This window comes from Rhizobium sp. G187 (assembly GCF_051549525.1).
In the GTDB taxonomy this organism is placed as follows: Bacteria; Pseudomonadota; Alphaproteobacteria; order Rhizobiales; family Rhizobiaceae; genus Allorhizobium.
The window spans coordinates 533347-549666 of sequence record NZ_JBPUGM010000003.1 but is presented as its reverse complement, the minus strand read 5'-3'; the positions used below and the strand labels follow the sequence as shown (position 1 = coordinate 549666).

The window sequence follows — 16320 nt, the reverse complement described above, 5'->3', positions numbered from 1 at the left end:
GTGGCGGTTGTCACAACGCGCCAGGAGACTTGTCCGGTCAGTTGCCCGGACCCAGCGCCTTCCACTCGTTGATCACCTGTTCGAAGACGCGTGCGCCATCAGTGCCCTTGTCCATGGTGATCAGCGCGCGGCGACCATTGCGATAAATGACCGGAATGTCGATCCAACCGCGTGTCGACAGGAGTTCGAGATTGCGGGCAATCACATCCTCGAAGTCATTGAGCGCCACCAGATAGGTGTCATCGGTCACCTTGGCGGTGACGGCAACCAGCGGATCACCGCGATCCTGTTCCGTCCGCTTCATCGCGATCCGCTGCAGGTTCTCGATTGCACCACCTTCAAAGGTGGCCGGAACCGAGAACACGACCTCGATGATATGGCTGGCAGGCAGCGAGTCATCGGTGTTGCGCTTGATCGTCAGCAGCGCGGTCAGACCGCGATCCGGAACTGACAGACGACCCTGGATCTGCGGATCGGGACGACCATCCGGTCCGTTTTCGCGCAGCGCGGTCCAGGTCACGCCACCGGGAACGGCAACCGGCGTTGCCTGGCCGATCTGCTCTTCATAGAGGAACAGCTTGTCGCCACCGGCTGCGGCTGCAGCTGCGGCTGGTGCCGACGTCTGGGCCGGTGGTGTTGCACCATCCGTGGGTTCGATGTTGGACGCAACGGTCTGCGCCGAGACCGAGCGGCCTTCGGGTGGCGTTCCGATGCTCGGGGCCGCAGCAGCACCGTCGTCAACCTCGGATCCGTCGGCGCGCAAGCGCTGTGTGAACTTCTCGGACCCTGCCGCCTCGGCCGGGGCACCGCCATTTGCCGCTTCCGCCGTTTGATCTTCAGCCGGATTGGCTGGCGGAGTGGTCGCAGCAGGCGCCTGTGTCGCTGTTTCATCAGCCGGCACCGGTGCGCCGGCAACATTGGCCACCAGCGAACTGATGTCGTCGCGATAGATCCAGCCGGCAAGGCCAGCACCAGCCGCAATGGTAAAGCCGACAACGGCCAGGATAACCGGCGCGTAGTTGCGACGCCTTTGCGGTTCCAGACGATAGGCCGGCTGGTCATAGCCGCCCATCAGCGCGTCCATGGCCTCGTTCTTCTTCGGCGAAACAGCAACCGCGTCGCTCGGAACGGCGTCAAACGGGTCCAGCACCATCGCACCGGACACGCCGGTCACGTATGGATCGACACCCACCTGCCCCACGGGCTGATCGGGCTGCGGACTGACATCACCGGCATGTTCCTGGAACCAGCGGCTGAAATCATCCGGTTCGGTCGGCAACTGGGCCGGATTCGGGGCAAGACCCGCGTAATCTGTAGCCGTTTCGGCGGGCAGCCGGTAACCGTCCTGAACCTCGAACTGTGCTGCGGTATCAATCCGGGCTGGCTCGGAAAAGGCCGGGAACTCGTCGGTCGGCGTATGGGAAACCTGTGTGGTTTCATAGCCGATTTCCGGCAGTTCGGGCACGCGGTTCGCAGCAGGCTCAGTCGCCGCCGGCACATCCCACGTCGCTTCGGGCAAGGATGCCGGAGCAGCATCGGCCTGACGCTCCTGCAGCCAGTCATCGACAAGGTCCATGCGCGCGGCAGCCGCCGGCTCGACCGGCTTGTTCGCCGCTTCGCGATGCTCCCAGAGCGGGACCGCCGGCGTCGTCACGGGCGACCAAGTCTCCACAGGCGCGGCAGGTTCAGGCTCGGCGTAGTGATCGGGCAGGTCCGGCTCGGCCGGATGGCGGCCCTCATCGAAATCGTTCCCGACGGGAACCGGTGACGTATATTCCGGTTCGGCAGGCAACACCTCAGCCGCAGCAGGCGTTTCCCAGGGGGCAAACTGTTCGACAGGTGCCTGGCGTTCCGGTATAGCCGCTTCGACGGGTGCGCGTGGCTCGTTTTCCGCCATATACGCATCGGCCCAGTCATCACCGGTCACCGCCGGTGCGGGCGCTGCCTGGACCGGCTCGACATAGGCTTCCACAGGCGCCGGTTCTGGCGCCATGGGTTCCGGTTCGGGCGCCCATTCCTGGGTTGGCGCTTCTTCCTCATAAGCCGGCAGAGCCTCGGCGTGTTCTGCCTCCACCTCGCGGATTGCAGCGTCGAGCTTTTCCAACTGCCGCTGCAACATGTGCTCGGGCGGCCTTGGCTGCATGTTCTCAAGCTGCCGCACGACGGCAGCGCGGGCCTTTTCATAGACCCGCACACGCATTTCCGGAGTGTTGTTCGACAGCCCGTCCACGGCCCGTCGAATGACGGCGATAAAGTCAGCCATACGCACTTTCTCTTCGTTGCCGATTCGATATGGAATCGGCAAAACTCTGGTAAATGGTTAACTTAATCCTCGAAAGGGTCCGTCACAAGTATCGTGTCGTCCCGCTCCGGGCTCGTCGACAACAGGGCAACCGGTGCGCCGATCAGCTCTTCGACCTGACGGACATACTTGATGGCCTGCGCCGGAAGATCGGCCCATTTGCGGGCACCAACAGTCGATTCCTTCCAGCCTTCCAGCGTAATATAGATCGGCTCGACCCGCGCCTGGGCGGCCTGAGCGGCGGGCAGATAGTCGATTTCCTGGCCGTCGAGCTTGTAGCCGACGCAGATCTTCAACTCTTCCAGGCCATCAAGAACGTCGAGCTTTGTCAGCGCGATACCAGTAATGCCGTTGGTCGCGACCGACTGGCGCACAAGCGCCGCGTCGAACCAGCCGCAGCGCCGCTTGCGTCCCGTGACGGTGCCGAATTCATGCCCCTTCTCGCCGAGGAACTGGCCGATTTCATCATGCAGTTCGGTCGGAAACGGACCTTCGCCAACGCGGGTCGTGTAGGCCTTGGTGATGCCGAGGATATAGCCGAGCGCACCCGGACCCATGCCGGAACCGGCAGCGGCCTGACCGGCGACCGTATTGGACGAGGTGACGAAGGGATAGGTGCCGTGGTCGATGTCGAGCAGCGAGCCCTGAGCGCCTTCAAACAGAATACGCGAGCCCTTGCGGCGCTCCTTGTCGAGCAGGCTCCAGACCGAATCCATGAAAGGCAGCACGCGATCGGCAACGGAGGTCAGTTCTTCCATGATCGCCTGATGCTCGACTTCCGGCGCGCCAAAACCACGACGAAGCGCATTGTGATGCGTCAGGATGCGATCGACCTTGCCTTCAAGCGCATCGAGATCGGCAAGGTCCATGACGCGAATCGCACGGCGGCCGACCTTGTCTTCATAGGCCGGGCCGATACCGCGGCGCGTGGTGCCAATCTTGGTGCCGCTGTTGGAGGCCGCGTCTTCGCGCATGCCGTCCAGTTCGCGGTGCAGGGACAGGATCAGTGTTGCGTTTTCCGCAATCCGCAGATTGTCCGGCGTCACTTCGACGCCCTGATCCTTCAATCGGCCAATTTCAGCAATCAGCGCATGCGGATCGACAACGACGCCATTGCCAATGACGGCCCGCTTGCCCGGACGCACCACGCCCGATGGCAGAAGCGAGAGCTTATAGGAAACGCCGTCAATGACGAGCGTATGGCCGGCATTGTGCCCACCCTGGAAGCGCACGACGATATCGGCGCGCTCGGACAGCCAATCGACAATCTTGCCCTTGCCCTCATCACCCCATTGCGAACCGATCACCACGACATTCGTCATTTCGAAATCCTGTATATCGCGCAGTCGTTGCGCCTACTCAAACCCGCGCATCTATACTGTGTTGTTTTCGGGAAATCGACCCGTCTTGACCATTGAATCGGCTTTTTGCGTGACAAAGCGAGACCCCTGACCTATTTCCGGTGCAATCGCGCCCATCGGGACGGCAGGTTTTGCCGGTATGACCGGGGCCGACGCATGCAAGGAAGCCATACTTTGCCGGTTCGCGCCTATACTTTTCTCGTCATCACCACCTTGCTCTGGGGCGGCAACGCAGTCGCCGGCAAGCTGGCACTCGGCCACGTCAGCCCGATGATCCTGAGCTTTGGCCGCTGGGGCCTGGCGAGCCTGATCATCTTCGCAATCTCGGTGCCACAGATCCGCAAGGACTGGGATGTGCTGAAGGCCAACTGGAAGCTCCTCGCCTTCTACGGGGCCATAGGCTACGCAGCCTTCAACGGCTTTCTCTACACCGCCCTCAAATACACCACCGCCGTCAATGCAACGATCGAACAGGGCGCCATCCCGGTTCTGATCTTCGTCATCAATTTCGCCATCTTCCGCATCCCGGTAGCACCGGTCCAGATTCTCGGCTTCCTGATCAGCTTCGTTGGTGCGGCCGTCACCGCCTCGCATGGCGACATCCACCGGCTGCTATCGCTGACACTGAATGCTGGCGACCTGCTGATGGTCTTTGCCGGCCTCTCCTATGCGATCTACACGATCTCGCTGCGCTGGAAACCGCAGGTCCACTGGAAGAGCCTCATGGCGGTGCCGGCGCTCGCGGCCACGGTGACCTGTCTGCCGCTCGTCTGGTGGGAGGCGAGCAAAGGCCAGATGATTATGCCCGACACCACCGGCTGGCTGCTGATCCTCTATGCCGGACTGCTGCCCTCACTGATTTCGCAGGTGCTCTACATCAAGGGCGTAGAAGTCATCGGCGCCAACAGGGCCGGCCTGTTCATCAATCTCGTGCCCGTCTTCGGCACGTTGCTCTCCGTCACCCTGCTTGGCGAGACGCTTGAAAGCTTCCACATTCTGGCGCTCGCCCTCGTCCTTGGGGGCATAGCAATCGCCGAATGGGGCAAGCCTGTGCAGACAGCTTCGAAAAAAGCCCGGGCCTGAGACGTCGGCAGTCGAGCTGCTGATCAGCCGGCTGCTGTATCGAAGATGACAACGTCACCCTGATGAAACCGCGCCGCCGTCAGGCGCCCGGTCTTGTGACAATGCGTGTCCAGGCTGACGCGGTCAGCTCCGACATGTGCCTGCCGCATCGGCGAATGGCCGTGGACCACCCTGACCGGCAATCCGGGGCCGAGATCGAGGAAGGATCGCCGGATCCACATCAGGTCTTCGTCGGTCTGATCGACCAGCGGCCGCCCCGGCCGGATGCCGGCATGGACGAAGACATCACCGCCAATTGTCAGCATGACCGGCAAAGCCCGCAGAAATTCGAGATGCGAGGACGGCACCGCCGACCGTACAAGTTCGCGCAGCTTGTGGTTGGAGCCCGTGACAGGCCCCGCCGAGGCAAGTTCGACACCATAGGACGCCATGGTCTCCATGGCCCCGTGATCGAGGAACCAGTCGCCCGCCGGATCGCCCTCCAGATAATCGAGAAAGGCGTCGTCGTGATTGCCGCGCAGGCAGATACGATCAAAGCCCGCCGGTGGAGAGGCCGTCAGGTGATAAAGCACGGTCGCCGACCGGGGACCGCGATCAATATAGTCCCCGAGCATGACAATCAGCTTGCGACCATCGAGAGCTTCGGCATCGAGCCGGATTTTCTCTTCAAGCGCCAGCAAGGAATCATGACAGCCATGCACGTCACCGATGGCGTATATGGCAGCGTAGCGATCCGTCGGCAGTTCGAGCCGCGGCATCCTGCCTTGTTCGAGGAACATGTGTTCTTCAGTCTCCGAATGGAATGCACAACCTTATGCACCAGATATCGTGCAGCCTCCAAGACACCAGACGCGAAAAGACCAGCCCTTTTCAAGGCTGGCCTTTTGTCTGTTGGTGGCGGGCTCTGACGCCCTCCCGGCCCGCTGTGCCTTACGGGGTGGTCGGAGCGCTACCGGGCGCGGCAGGAGCCGGAGCAGGTGCAGCCGGATCAGCCGGGGCCGGAGCGGCCGGAGCCGGGTCAGCAGGAGCGGCCGGGGCAGCATCCGATGCGGCCGGCGGCGTCGGCGCGGTAGCTGGCGGGGTCGCGGACTCCGTTGCAGTGGTGGCTGGTGCCGTCGTGTCCACTGTGCCGTTTCCGCCATAGAGGAAGAAGGCACCGGCGGCGATGACGACAACCAGCAGGATGGCAACGGCCCAACCGGTTCCGCCCATGCTGGAATTCTGCTGCGTCACATGCGGCGCAAGCGGCGGGGTGACAGGCGGGCGCTGGTCGAGGCGCGGATCTGGTCTCTGGTCCATGGTGTAACCTCCAGGTTATCGGCCGGAACACTGTCGTTTCCGGCCATTGTTTATGGTGGATTCAAGCGCCGGGTCTTACTGGACGACACCGACGACGACATAGGTCTCAGGGTCGACGATGACGCGCTGGTCATTGACGATGGCATAGGCATAGGTCGGGTTGTCAGGCACAGGCGTCAGTACGACCTGCCGCGGCAGGGCTTCACCGACGACCACACGCTGCTCGATCACCACTGGCGCGGTGGCAACAGGCTGCTGGCGAACATAAGTCACCACCGTTTCCGGCGGCGGGGCAACGGCCGTACCGGCGATCGCACCAACGACGCCGCCGACTGCTGCGCCAACGGGACCACCGACGATGGCACCGGTGACGGCACCGCCGGCAGCGCCAGTGACAGTGCCTTCCTGAGCCATGACAGGTGCACAAGCGGCACCAAGAAGCAGGGAAGCAACAACAAATGTCTTCGTACGCATGGTTTCGTCCTTTCCGTCTTTGATACTGGGGATAAGAACACCAGAGAAACGGAATTGTTCCATGAGCGGGGTCGACCAGGAGATATCGACCGGGAAATATTCTAATACGGGGAGAAATGAGCTCGAATAGGGCTGAACCATGCGCAAAGTCTGGCGATATTGCCGATTCTATATTTCAGACGACAAAATTACTCCAGGAGACCCTGGCCGTCAGGGTCCGTTCGAGTCACCGTTGGGTAGAACCTGCAAAGAAGGCAAAAGGTCCGTGGCGATGGCCACAGACCCTGACAAAGCTTGCGATGCGGGGGTCATTCGCTGGCGGGCGTACCCTGCCAGCCGACAATACCCTTGACCTCAAGGAAGTCGTGGATTCCCCAATCGGCATATTCGCGACCATTGCCGGATTGCTTGTATCCGCCAAAGGGGGCGGCGGTGTCCCATGCGGGGTAGTTGAGATAGACGGAACCTGCCCGCATGCGCGATGCCACCCGACGGGCATGATTGATATCATTTGACTGGATATAGGCGGCGAGCCCGTAGACGGTGTCATTGGCGATGGCGATCGCCTCTTCTTCCGTCTGATACGGGATGATCGACAGCACCGGCCCGAAGATTTCCTCCCGCGCGATGGTCATATCGGGCGACACATGGCCGAACACGGTCGGGCGGACATAATACCCCCGCGTCAGCCCCTCCGGCCGCCCCGGGCCACCGGCAACCAGAAGCGCCCCTTCTTCGATCCCCATTTCGATCAGCTGCTGGATCTTGTTGAACTGGGTGAGGCTGACCACAGGCCCGAGATCGGTGTCGGGATCGCGCGGATTGCCAACGGCAAGGCTCTCGGCTGCTTCGCGGGCAATGTGCAACGCCTCGTCATGCCATTCCGCCGGCACGAGCATACGCGTCGGTGCATCGCAGGACTGGCCGGAATTGCCGAAACAGGCCTCAACACCCTCGCGCACCGCGGATTCGAGATCGGCATCGGCCAGGATGATATTGGCTGACTTGCCGCCCAGCTCCTGCGCAACCCGCTTGACGGTGTCGGCAGCGACCTTGGCGACGATGACGCCGGCCCGGGTCGAACCGGTAAACGAGACCATGTCGACGTCAGGATGCGAGGCCATGACCTGGCCGACATCCGGGCCCCGCCCGTTGACCAGATTGAACACGCCCTTCGGCGTGCCCGCGGCCTCCATCACTTCGGCAAAGATGAGCCCGGAGATCGGCGCGATCTCCGAAGGTTTCAAAACCATGGTGCAACCGGCGGCAATCGCCGGTGCCACCTTGCAGACGATCTGGTTGAGCGGCCAGTTCCACGGCGTGATCAGCGCGCAGACACCGATCGCTTCCCGAACGATCATGGTGGAACCGCGCAATTCGCTGAAGGAAAACTGCTCCATCGCCGCAATCGTCGCTTCGAGATGAGCACGGCCGGCTGCGGCCTGAGAATCGCGCGCAAAATGCAGAGGCGCCCCCATTTCGCGGCTGACAGCATCGGCGATATCGTCGAACCGGGCGTTGTATGCGTCGAGGATTCGGCGCAGCAATGCCAGCCGTTCCGCAGGCTCAGTGACTGAGAAAGACGGAAACGCCACCTTTGCCGCCGCGACGGCACGATCCACATCCCCCTTGCTGCCGATCGCGATGGTGGCGAAAGGTTCTTCCTTCGACGGATCTTCGACATCGAGCAGGGCCGGAACCATGGGGTCGACCCAGGCGCCGTCGATGTAGAATTTCAGATGCTGGGACATTCAGGCTCCGGGAAGAGATTCGGTTGAGGGGCGTCTACTATCGATCAGCAAATTTTTGACTGCAAGACGCGTCAATGCAGGATGTCGGGCAAATCGGGCGTCCTGAGGTCAGACCTGCTCGAGCGACGGCAATTGCCAGTCAATCGGCGCCCGCCCCTTTTCCTCGAGATAGCGGTTGGCCTGCGAGAAATGCCGGCAGCCGAGAAATCCGGCATGGGCGGAGAGCGGCGACGGATGTGGTGCCTTCAACACCAGATGCCGGCTACGATCCACGAAGGCGGCCTTCTTCTGCGCATAAGCCCCCCAGAGCAGAAAGACCACATGCTCGCATTGTTCGTTGACGGACCGGATGACGGCATCCGTGAAGGTCTCCCAACCGCGTCCCTGATGCGAGGCGGCCCGAGCCTCCTCAACGGTCAGCACGCTGTTGAGCAAAAGAACGCCCTGCCGGGCCCAATGCTCGAGAAATCCATGACCGGGTGGCTCGACGTCGAGATCGCTTTTCAGCTCCTTGTAGATATTGACGAGCGACGGCGGCACCCGGACACCCGGCCGCACGCTAAAGCAGAGGCCATGGGCCTGACCGGCTCCATGATAAGGATCCTGCCCAAGGATGACGACCCGCACCTGATCGAGCGGCGTCAGATCCAGCGCCCGGAAATATTCGGATCCGGCCGGGAAGATATGCTTGCCCTCGGCTTTCTCCTGGCTGAGAAAGGCTTTCAAGTCGCGCATGTAGGACTTTGAAAACTCGTCGCCCAGCACCGCTTTCCAGCTATCATCCAGTCGGATATCGCCCGCCGCCATTGCCGTCACTCTCCCGGTCGCGTTAGATGCCGGCACGGATTGAAGCGTGACGGCAACGTCTGTCAACCAAGATATGGGTTCGGGAGAACGACGTGAACAGATTGATCCGGTTGTGGCGGCAGAACCGACTGCTTGTCTCGGGCTTTGTGCTTGTTCTCGGGCTGGTCCTGTTCTTCGCCATCCGCACCGCCCTGTTCGTGAGTTATTGGAATGATCCTGCGCATCGAAATCAGCCGGTCGAAGCCTGGATGACGCTGGGTTACGTGGCCCATTCCTGGCATGTGCCGGTCGAACGCCTTGCGAGGGATCTGGATGTGGCGCCGCCGCCGCGCAACGCACCGCGTCCCTCACTCGAACGGCTTGCCAAAGAACGCGGACAGACATTCTCCGATTTCAGGACCGAGCTTGAGGCAGCCATCGCCCGGCTGCGCGCCGAAAAGGACAAGCGATGAGCTTGACGGAAACGCTTCTGGCGTCGCTTCCGATCTATGGCCTGCCTCTCCTGGCCGGCGTCATCTTCATCAGTTGTCTGGGTGCCCCCTTGCCCGGTTCCATTGTCATGATGCTGATGGGGGCCTTCGCCGCCGCGGGCGATTTCACGCTCTGGGCCGTTTTGGCCGTGGCCCTGGGTGCCGCCGTCGGCGGCGATCAGATGGGATATCTCATCGGCCAGACCGGCGGCCGCCGCCTGGTCGAATGGCTGGCCGCAAACCCCGCGCGCAAGGCCGCTCTCGACAGGGCCGAGCAGCAAATGGCGGCGCGGGGCGCCGCAGCCGTCTTCCTGACGCGCTGGCTCCTGTCACCACTTGGCCCCTATCTCAATCTGCTTGCAGGGGCTGCGCGGTTTTCCTGGCTGCGCTTTACCCTGGCCGGCATCGCCGGCGAAGGCGTGTGGGTTGGCGTCTATACCGGCCTCGGCGCCACCTTCAGCGACAACGTCACCCAGATCGCCGAAATCAGCGGCAATGTCAGCGGCCTGATCGTCACGGGCGGGCTCGCCGTCTATCTGGGCTTGAAGATTGTCACCATCCTCAGGCGCAGTCGCTGAACTGTCATGCAGCGGTGCTATCCGGTGGCCACCGTTGAATGATCCGCCCGAGGACTGGGATGAGTCTGTCGATATTGTTCGCCACCACTGCCCTTGCCGTCCAGACCGTAAGCGTCGGCCTGCTGCTGGCTCTGAGGCACCGCCATGGTACCAATGTAGAGACTGGCAGACCTGCCTTTCGCCCGCCTGTCACGGTGCTGCGGCCTCTCTGCGGACTGGAGAACAATCTCGAGCGCTGCCTCACCACCACTTTCGAGCTCGACTGGCCGGATTATGAGGTCATCCTCTGCATTGCCGATCCAGACGATCCGGCAGCTGCGGTTGCCCGCCGGATCATGACCGAGCACCCGTCCATCCCGGCCCAATTGCTCGTCGGCGAGGACAGGCTCAGCGTCAATCCCAAGATGAACAACGTCATCAAGGGCTGGCGCTCAGCACGGCATGACTGGATCGTCATGGTCGACAGCAATGTCCTGATGCCACCGGATCTGATCACCCGGATGCTGGATCGCTGGGACGACGAAACCGGCCTCGTCTGCGCCCCGCCAATCGGCACGGAACCGGCCAACCTCGGCGCCTATGTCGAGAGTGCCTGGCTCAACAGTTTCCAGGCGCGCTTCCAGCTCCTGGCGGATGAAGCCGGTTTTGGCTTTGCTCAGGGCAAGGCCATGCTGTTCAACCGAAACCTGATGGCCGATATGGGCGGCTTCGAGCGCCTCGGCGAACAAGTGGCTGAAGACGCGGCCGCAACCCGCCTTGTCCGCGGCGCCGGCCTCAATGTTCACCTCGTCCCCCAGCCCTTCGCCCAGCCACTCGGCAAACGCAGCCTTGCCGCCGTGTGGAAACGCCAGCTGCGCTGGGCCCGGCTGCGGCGCGTGTCCTTCCCGCTCTGCTTCCTGCCGGAAATCCTGGTCGGCGCCGCCCTGCCCGCGATCACAGTCGCGGCTTTGGCCGCAACAGGCCATATCCATCCCGCAGCCCCCATGGCCTATCTCGGTCTGTGGTATGCAGCAGAAATGCTGCTTGCGCGCGCCTATGGCTGGCCTTCCGGCTGGCGCATGCTGCCGGCGATGGTGATGCGCGACCTCGCCTTGCCGGCCCTCTTCATTTCCGCCTGGTTCGGCAACGGCTTTGTCTGGCGCGGCAATGCGATGACCGTGGCCGATGGCGAACCTCGCCCGGCCCGCCTGCGCCGCGCGGTGGCCCGCACCCGCGACAAGGCCCGTGCTCTGGTCGCGGCCCGCAGCCACTGACATCCGCCCACGAAAAGGCGGGCGGAGCTGCCTTTAGACAACGCCGCCCGCAAAGAGGGAGGTATGCTTGCCGGTCAGATCGTGCCTTGGCCCATCTGCTCGGCGATGTAATCCGCCTGTCGGATCGCGAGAGACACGATCGTCAAGGTCGGATTTTCCGCAGCACCCGTGGTGAACTGGCTGCCGTCTGAAACGAAGAGGTTCTGGATATCGTGGGTCTGACCCCACTTGTTGACGACACCGTCCTGCGCTTTCTCGCTCATGCGATTGGTGCCGAGATTGTGGGTCGACGGATAGGGTGGTGTCGGGAAGGCCCTGTTGGCACCGACCGCCTCATAGAGCGCCACACCCTGTTTGTAGGCGTGATTGCGCATCGCCTCGTCATTCGGATGATCGGTGAACCAGACATCCGGGATCGGCATGCCGTATTTATCCTTGAGCTCGGCATGCAGCTTCACCGCATTCTGCTCCTGCGGCATGTCTTCGCCGACGATCCACAGCCCCGCCATGTTCGCGTAGTTGTCGAGCGCCGAGGTGAACGAACGGCCCCAACCACCCGGATCGAGGAAGGCCGCCATGAAGGGCAGACCAAGTGCGAGCGTTTCAAGCTCATAACCACCGACGAAGCCGCGTGACGGATCGTGCCGGGCCTCGTCGCGGATGATCCCGGCCATGGTCGTGCCGCGATAGAAATGCACCGGCTTGTCGAACACGGCATAGACCGAGCCGGTCGTGTGGCGCATGTAGTTCTTGCCCACCTGACCGGAGGAGTTGGCCAGACCATCCGGATACTTTGAGGAAGCGGAGTTCAACAGCAGGCGTGGGCTTTCGATGGAATTGCCGGCAACGCAGACGATGCGCGCCTTCTGGCTCTTCATGTTGCCGTCCTTGTCGGCATAGACGACGGCATTCACCTTGCCATTGGCATCATGCTCGATCTTGATGACATGCGACTGCGGCCGCACTTCAAGTTTGCCGGTCGCCTCGCCCTTCGGAATTTCCGTGTAGAGCGTCGACCACTTGGCACCCCATTTACAGCCCTGGAAACAGAAGCCTGTCTGCTGACAGCTCATCCGGTCGTCGCGCTCGGCCGAGTTGATTGCCATGTTGCCGGTGTGACAGTCCTTGTAGCCGAGCTTGTCGGCACCGGCCTTCAGGATCTTGAAGTTGTTGTTGCCCGGCAGCCCCTCGATGCCATTGGTGCGGGTAACGCCCATCTTGTCCTCAGCCTTGGCGTAGTAAGGCTCGAGATCGGCAAGCGTGATCGGCCAGTCGAGAAGATTGGCACCCTCAACCTTGCCGTAATGGGTCAGCGTCTTGAACTCGTGCTCCTGGAAGCGCAGCGAGGCGCCAGCCCAGTGGGTCGTCGTGCCGCCAACAGCCTTGACGATCCAGGCCGGCAGATTAGGGAAGTCCTTCGACACCCGCCAGCCGCCGCCGGTCGTTCGGTGGTCGAGCCAGGCGAGTTGGGCAAAACTGTCCCATTCGTCATTGATGAATTCCTCGTGTTCGATGCGGGCACCGGCTTCGAGCACGACCACGTCGATGCCCTTCTGGGCAAGCTCGTTGGCAAGTGTACCACCGCCTGCACCGGAACCGATGATGACGACCACACTGTCGTCGTTGAGATCATAGGGCGCTGCCATGTTTTCCTCCCGGGAAATCGGTCAATTTGCGTAAGCGCCGCCGTCCCATCCGCGATGGGCCTCCTCCGGCGACGATGAATGGCGTGTCTTGGGGGTAAGGCTCAGAGCCAGGCGATGTCGTTGAACCCGCGCTCGATATAGCCGCCCTTGGAATAGGACTCGCCCTCGTAGCCGAAGATCGGCCAGATCTCTTTCTGGTTATAAAGGCTGACCACGAGGTCGCCGCGCACCGCCTGGAAAAAGGGGGTCGTCTCAATCTCCCGCAGGATTGCGAGCCGGTCATCCTCCCAGCCGAGGCCGCGATAACCGCCGGCACCGGCGCGTTTGTCGAGATCGGCAATGCCGTCCTCGATCAGCGCCTTGTGCTTTTCGTCCTTGCCCGCCATCGTGTCCTGGCCCTTGACAGCCGCCGCATAGAAGCGGTCGGCGAGCTGGTCATGTGGATAGATGTCACGCGCAAGCTTGATCAGCGTTGCAAGGCTGTCCGGCTTGAGGGTCGTTGCTTCAAGCCCCCAGGCCTGCTCCGGACAGATCACCGCCGTGCCGGTAATGACCAGCACCGCACTGGCAGCACCTGTCTTCAGGAGCTGCCGACGAGACATGTTGCCCGTCTTGTCGAGTATCGTAACCACGTCAATCTCCTCCCGTGATGGTGCGGACGGCAATGCGCCGTCTGCGATGGCCGACGCTCAAACCGCATCTGCCGACTGCTGAAACAAATGGGGCCGGACGGTCCTCCAACCGTCCGGCCCCACGATCACTTGTAACGTCCGTGACGCTGCAGGACCTCAATCTTGTAGCCGTCCGGATCGGTGATGAAGAAGAACCGCGCAAGCAGATGGCCATCGCGGTTGAATTCGACGATCTTGTTCGGCGAGAGCCCAAGATCTGTCATGCGGCTGTGCTCGGCATCGAGATCAGATACGCTGAGCGCAAGATGGCCGTAGCCATCACCGAGAGTATAGGCCTCTTCCCGTCCCTTGTTGACGGTGAGTTCCAGCTCAAATTCGCACTCGGCATTGCTCATGTAGATCAGCGTGAAGGTCTCGAAATCCAGGCGCTCCGCAATCTCAAGGCCGAAAGCTTGGGAATAGAAAGAGACTGATTTTGCCTCGTCCAGCACCCGGATCATGGAATGGATCATCTTCGCCAATGTGTCGTCCTCGTCTTCAGGGCATGCATGATGCTGCGATCATGCTCCAGTTGTGAAAAGCAGGGTAGCAGCCGGCTACCGCATCGATTTTTTTGAACCGCGCACCGCCATCGAACCATGGCAGCAGAGGAGATGCACTTTAGCCAATACGGAAATTGACCTCCGATAAGTGCCGATCCATAGTGCAAAGAAAACAATAGAAATCGGGAGGAATATGCCATGTGTGAAGTCTTCGCAGGACAGGATCCGGCCCGCTACCGAGCGGTCAACCGCTCTGTCCGTATCGCCGGCCATTCAACCAGCATCCAGCTGGAAGCGGCCTTCTGGGTGCTGATCGACGAGATTGCCGCCAGCCAGAACTTTTCGACGTCCCGCTTCCTCTCCACGCTCTACGACGAGGCGCTGGAGATTAACGGATCGGTATCGAACTTCGCTTCACTGCTCAGAACGAGCTGTCTGATCTACCTGATGGGCAAGGCTCAAAATCCGAACGCCCCACAGGAGTTCCACATCATCGCCGCTGAGTGACGCGACCGGGCGCTCCTGCGGTGAGAATGCAAAAAGCGCGGCCCGAGGAGAACCGGGCCGCGCTTCTGTTCCGATCGCCGTCTTGGGTCGGCGCGGAAAATCACTCAGCCGGCTGAAGCTCCGGCTGGATATCGGCGTCCTCAAGCACCTTGCCGCCTAGCGCAGCGTGGAAGAGGCTCTCGTCGAGTTCGCCTTCCCAGCGCGCAACGACCACGGTCGCAACAGCATTGCCGATGAAGTTGGTGAGCGCCCGGCATTCCGACATGAAGCGGTCGATCCCGAGGATCAGCGCCATGCCGGCCACCGGCACCGAGGGCACGACCGAGAGCGTTGCGGCGAGCGTGATGAAGCCCGCACCGGTAATGCCGGCCGCCCCCTTCGAGCTCAGCATGGCAACGGCGAGCAGCAGGATCTGATCACCGAGCGACAGCGGAATGTCTGTCGCCTGGGCGATGAACAGCGCTGCCAGCGTCATGTAGATATTCGTGCCGTCGAGGTTGAAGGAATAGCCCGTCGGAATGACAAGACCGACGACCGAGCGCTTGCAGCCGGCCTTTTCCATCTTGTTCATCAGGCCCGGCAGGGCGGCTTCCGATGACGAGGTACCCAGCACCAGCAGCAGCTCTTCCTTGATGTAGCGGATCAGCGCCAGGATCGAGAAGCCGTTATAGCGAGCAACCGCGCCAAGCACGACGACAACGAACAGGAAGGAGGTCAGGTAGAACGTGCCGATCAGCATGGCGAGATTGGTCACCGAGCCGATGCCATATTTGCCGATGGTGAAGGCCATGGCGCCGAAGGCACCGATCGGTGCCGCCTTCATCAGGATGGCAACGAGCTTGAAAACCGGGGCAATGACCGCCTGCAGGAAGTCGGTGACCGGCTTGCCACGCTCACCGACCATCGCCAGCGAAATGCCGAACAGGATCGAGAAGAACAGAACCTGGAGGATATCACCATCTGCAAAGGCACCGACAATGGTCGTCGGGATGATGTTCATCAGGAAGCCGACAATGGTCGTGTCATGCGCCTTTTCGGTATAGGTCGCGACAGCCTTGGCATCGAGGGTAGCCGGGTCGATATGCATGCCGGCACCGGGCTGCACGACGTTTGCCACGATAAGGCCGACAACCAGGGCCAGCGTCGAGAAGGTCAGGAAGTAGAGCATCGCCTTGCCGGCAACACGGCCGACCTTCTTCAGGTCGGTCATGCCGGCAATGCCGGTTGCGACCGTCAGGAAGATGACCGGTGCGATGATCATCTTGACGAGTTTGATGAAGGCATCACCAAGTGGCTTCAACTGCGCGCCGATTTCCGGATAGAAATGGCCAAGCAGGATGCCGGCGATGATCGCGGCCAGAACCTGGAAATAGAGATGCTTGTAGAAGGGCTGCTTGCCCTCGGGCGCGTGACCCGCGGTATCGATATGCATGATTTCCTCCGTTTTCGCCCTGACGGAACATGGTTCCGACCTCCCGGGCTGAAGCGCTTGTGAATGGAAACACGGAGCAAGCCCCGTCACGTGCATATCAGCAAGCTGCGTGCCAAACACAGCGAACCGGCACAAGCGATTGAACTCAATGAATAAAATCTTGCGTTCCAATTCACATCCATC

16 protein-coding genes are annotated in these 16320 nt (G+C 61.6%); 5 read left to right on the top strand and 11 right to left on the bottom strand.

All coding sequences use genetic code 11. The features are described 5' to 3' along the window. Positions 1-37: 37 nt before the first annotated feature. The gene (locus ACSV9I_RS11800) at positions 38-2263 is read right to left on the bottom strand and encodes a hypothetical protein (RefSeq protein WP_438329022.1); all 2226 of its coding nucleotides are present in this window, start codon (positions 2261-2263) and stop codon (positions 38-40) included. A 62-nt stretch (positions 2264-2325) separates the two neighbouring features. Further along, positions 2326-3624 (bottom strand): adenylosuccinate synthase, encoded by a 1299-nt coding sequence (locus ACSV9I_RS11795; protein WP_054157222.1) that lies wholly within the window; start codon positions 3622-3624, stop codon positions 2326-2328. A 213-nt stretch (positions 3625-3837) separates the two neighbouring features. On the opposite strand from ACSV9I_RS11795, the gene ACSV9I_RS11790 reads away from it, so the two are divergent. After that, the gene (locus ACSV9I_RS11790) at positions 3838-4746 is read left to right on the top strand and encodes a DMT family transporter (RefSeq protein WP_438329142.1); all 909 of its coding nucleotides are present in this window, start codon (positions 3838-3840) and stop codon (positions 4744-4746) included. 23 nt (positions 4747-4769) lie between these two features. Here the strand turns inward: ACSV9I_RS11790 and ACSV9I_RS11785 are convergent, their stop codons facing one another. The 5 genes from ACSV9I_RS11785 to ung form a co-directional block, all read right to left on the bottom strand. Continuing rightward, positions 4770-5525, bottom strand: a complete 756-nt coding sequence (locus tag ACSV9I_RS11785; protein WP_438329021.1) for a metallophosphoesterase family protein — start codon at positions 5523-5525, stop codon at positions 4770-4772. 151 nt (positions 5526-5676) lie between these two features. Further along, entirely contained in the window at positions 5677-6045 is a 369-nt protein-coding gene (locus ACSV9I_RS11780; RefSeq protein ID WP_438329020.1) for a hypothetical protein, read from the bottom strand. 75 nt (positions 6046-6120) lie between these two features. Next, positions 6121-6519, bottom strand: coding sequence for a DUF1236 domain-containing protein (locus tag ACSV9I_RS11775; protein WP_438329019.1), 399 nt, complete (start codon positions 6517-6519; stop codon positions 6121-6123). A gap of 308 nt (positions 6520-6827) precedes the next feature. Continuing rightward, the gene (locus ACSV9I_RS11770) at positions 6828-8270 is read right to left on the bottom strand and encodes an aldehyde dehydrogenase family protein (RefSeq protein ID WP_438329018.1); all 1443 of its coding nucleotides are present in this window, start codon (positions 8268-8270) and stop codon (positions 6828-6830) included. A gap of 108 nt (positions 8271-8378) precedes the next feature. After that, positions 8379-9077 carry a uracil-DNA glycosylase gene (ung, locus tag ACSV9I_RS11765; protein WP_438329017.1) on the bottom strand — a complete coding sequence of 233 codons (699 nt, stop codon included), beginning with the start codon at positions 9075-9077 and terminating at the stop codon, positions 8379-8381. 92 nt (positions 9078-9169) lie between these two features. Here ung and ACSV9I_RS11760 point away from each other — a divergent pair, with 92 nt between their 5' ends. From ACSV9I_RS11760 to ACSV9I_RS11750, 3 genes are read left to right on the top strand one after another with little or no spacing between them, the layout of a single operon-like run. After that, positions 9170-9529: a hypothetical protein gene (locus tag ACSV9I_RS11760; protein ID WP_156318480.1), complete on the top strand. Its 360-nt coding sequence runs from the start codon at positions 9170-9172 to the stop codon at positions 9527-9529. Then, positions 9526-10125: a DedA family protein gene (locus tag ACSV9I_RS11755; protein WP_438329016.1), complete on the top strand. Its 600-nt coding sequence runs from the start codon at positions 9526-9528 to the stop codon at positions 10123-10125. The genes ACSV9I_RS11760 and ACSV9I_RS11755 overlap by 4 nt, the downstream gene beginning before the upstream one ends. 59 nt (positions 10126-10184) lie before the next feature. Further along, on the top strand, positions 10185-11378 hold the full coding sequence (locus tag ACSV9I_RS11750) for a ceramide glucosyltransferase (RefSeq protein WP_438329015.1): 1194 nt from the start codon (positions 10185-10187) through the stop codon (positions 11376-11378). Positions 11379-11452: 74 nt separating this feature from the next. On the opposite strand, the gene ACSV9I_RS11745 is transcribed toward ACSV9I_RS11750, so the two are convergent. The 3 genes from ACSV9I_RS11745 to ACSV9I_RS11735 form a co-directional block, all read right to left on the bottom strand. Continuing rightward, on the bottom strand, positions 11453-13024 hold the full coding sequence (locus ACSV9I_RS11745; protein WP_438329014.1) for a GMC family oxidoreductase: 1572 nt from the start codon (positions 13022-13024) through the stop codon (positions 11453-11455). Between the two features lie 101 nt (positions 13025-13125). Continuing rightward, positions 13126-13656, bottom strand: coding sequence for a gluconate 2-dehydrogenase subunit 3 family protein (locus tag ACSV9I_RS11740; protein WP_438329013.1), 531 nt, complete (start codon positions 13654-13656; stop codon positions 13126-13128). Positions 13657-13781: 125 nt separating this feature from the next. Continuing rightward, a complete protein-coding gene (locus ACSV9I_RS11735; protein WP_054157211.1) occupies positions 13782-14177 on the bottom strand; it encodes a VOC family protein in 396 nt (131 codons plus the stop codon). Between the two features lie 219 nt (positions 14178-14396). Between ACSV9I_RS11735 and ACSV9I_RS11730 the strand changes: the two genes are divergently transcribed. Further along, positions 14397-14705, top strand: coding sequence for a ribbon-helix-helix domain-containing protein (locus ACSV9I_RS11730; RefSeq protein ID WP_438329012.1), 309 nt, complete (start codon positions 14397-14399; stop codon positions 14703-14705). 100 nt (positions 14706-14805) lie between these two features. Here the strand turns inward: ACSV9I_RS11730 and ACSV9I_RS11725 are convergent, their stop codons facing one another. Further along, positions 14806-16137 carry a dicarboxylate/amino acid:cation symporter gene (locus ACSV9I_RS11725; RefSeq protein WP_438329011.1) on the bottom strand — a complete coding sequence of 444 codons (1332 nt, stop codon included), beginning with the start codon at positions 16135-16137 and terminating at the stop codon, positions 14806-14808. Positions 16138-16320 lie beyond the last annotated feature (183 nt).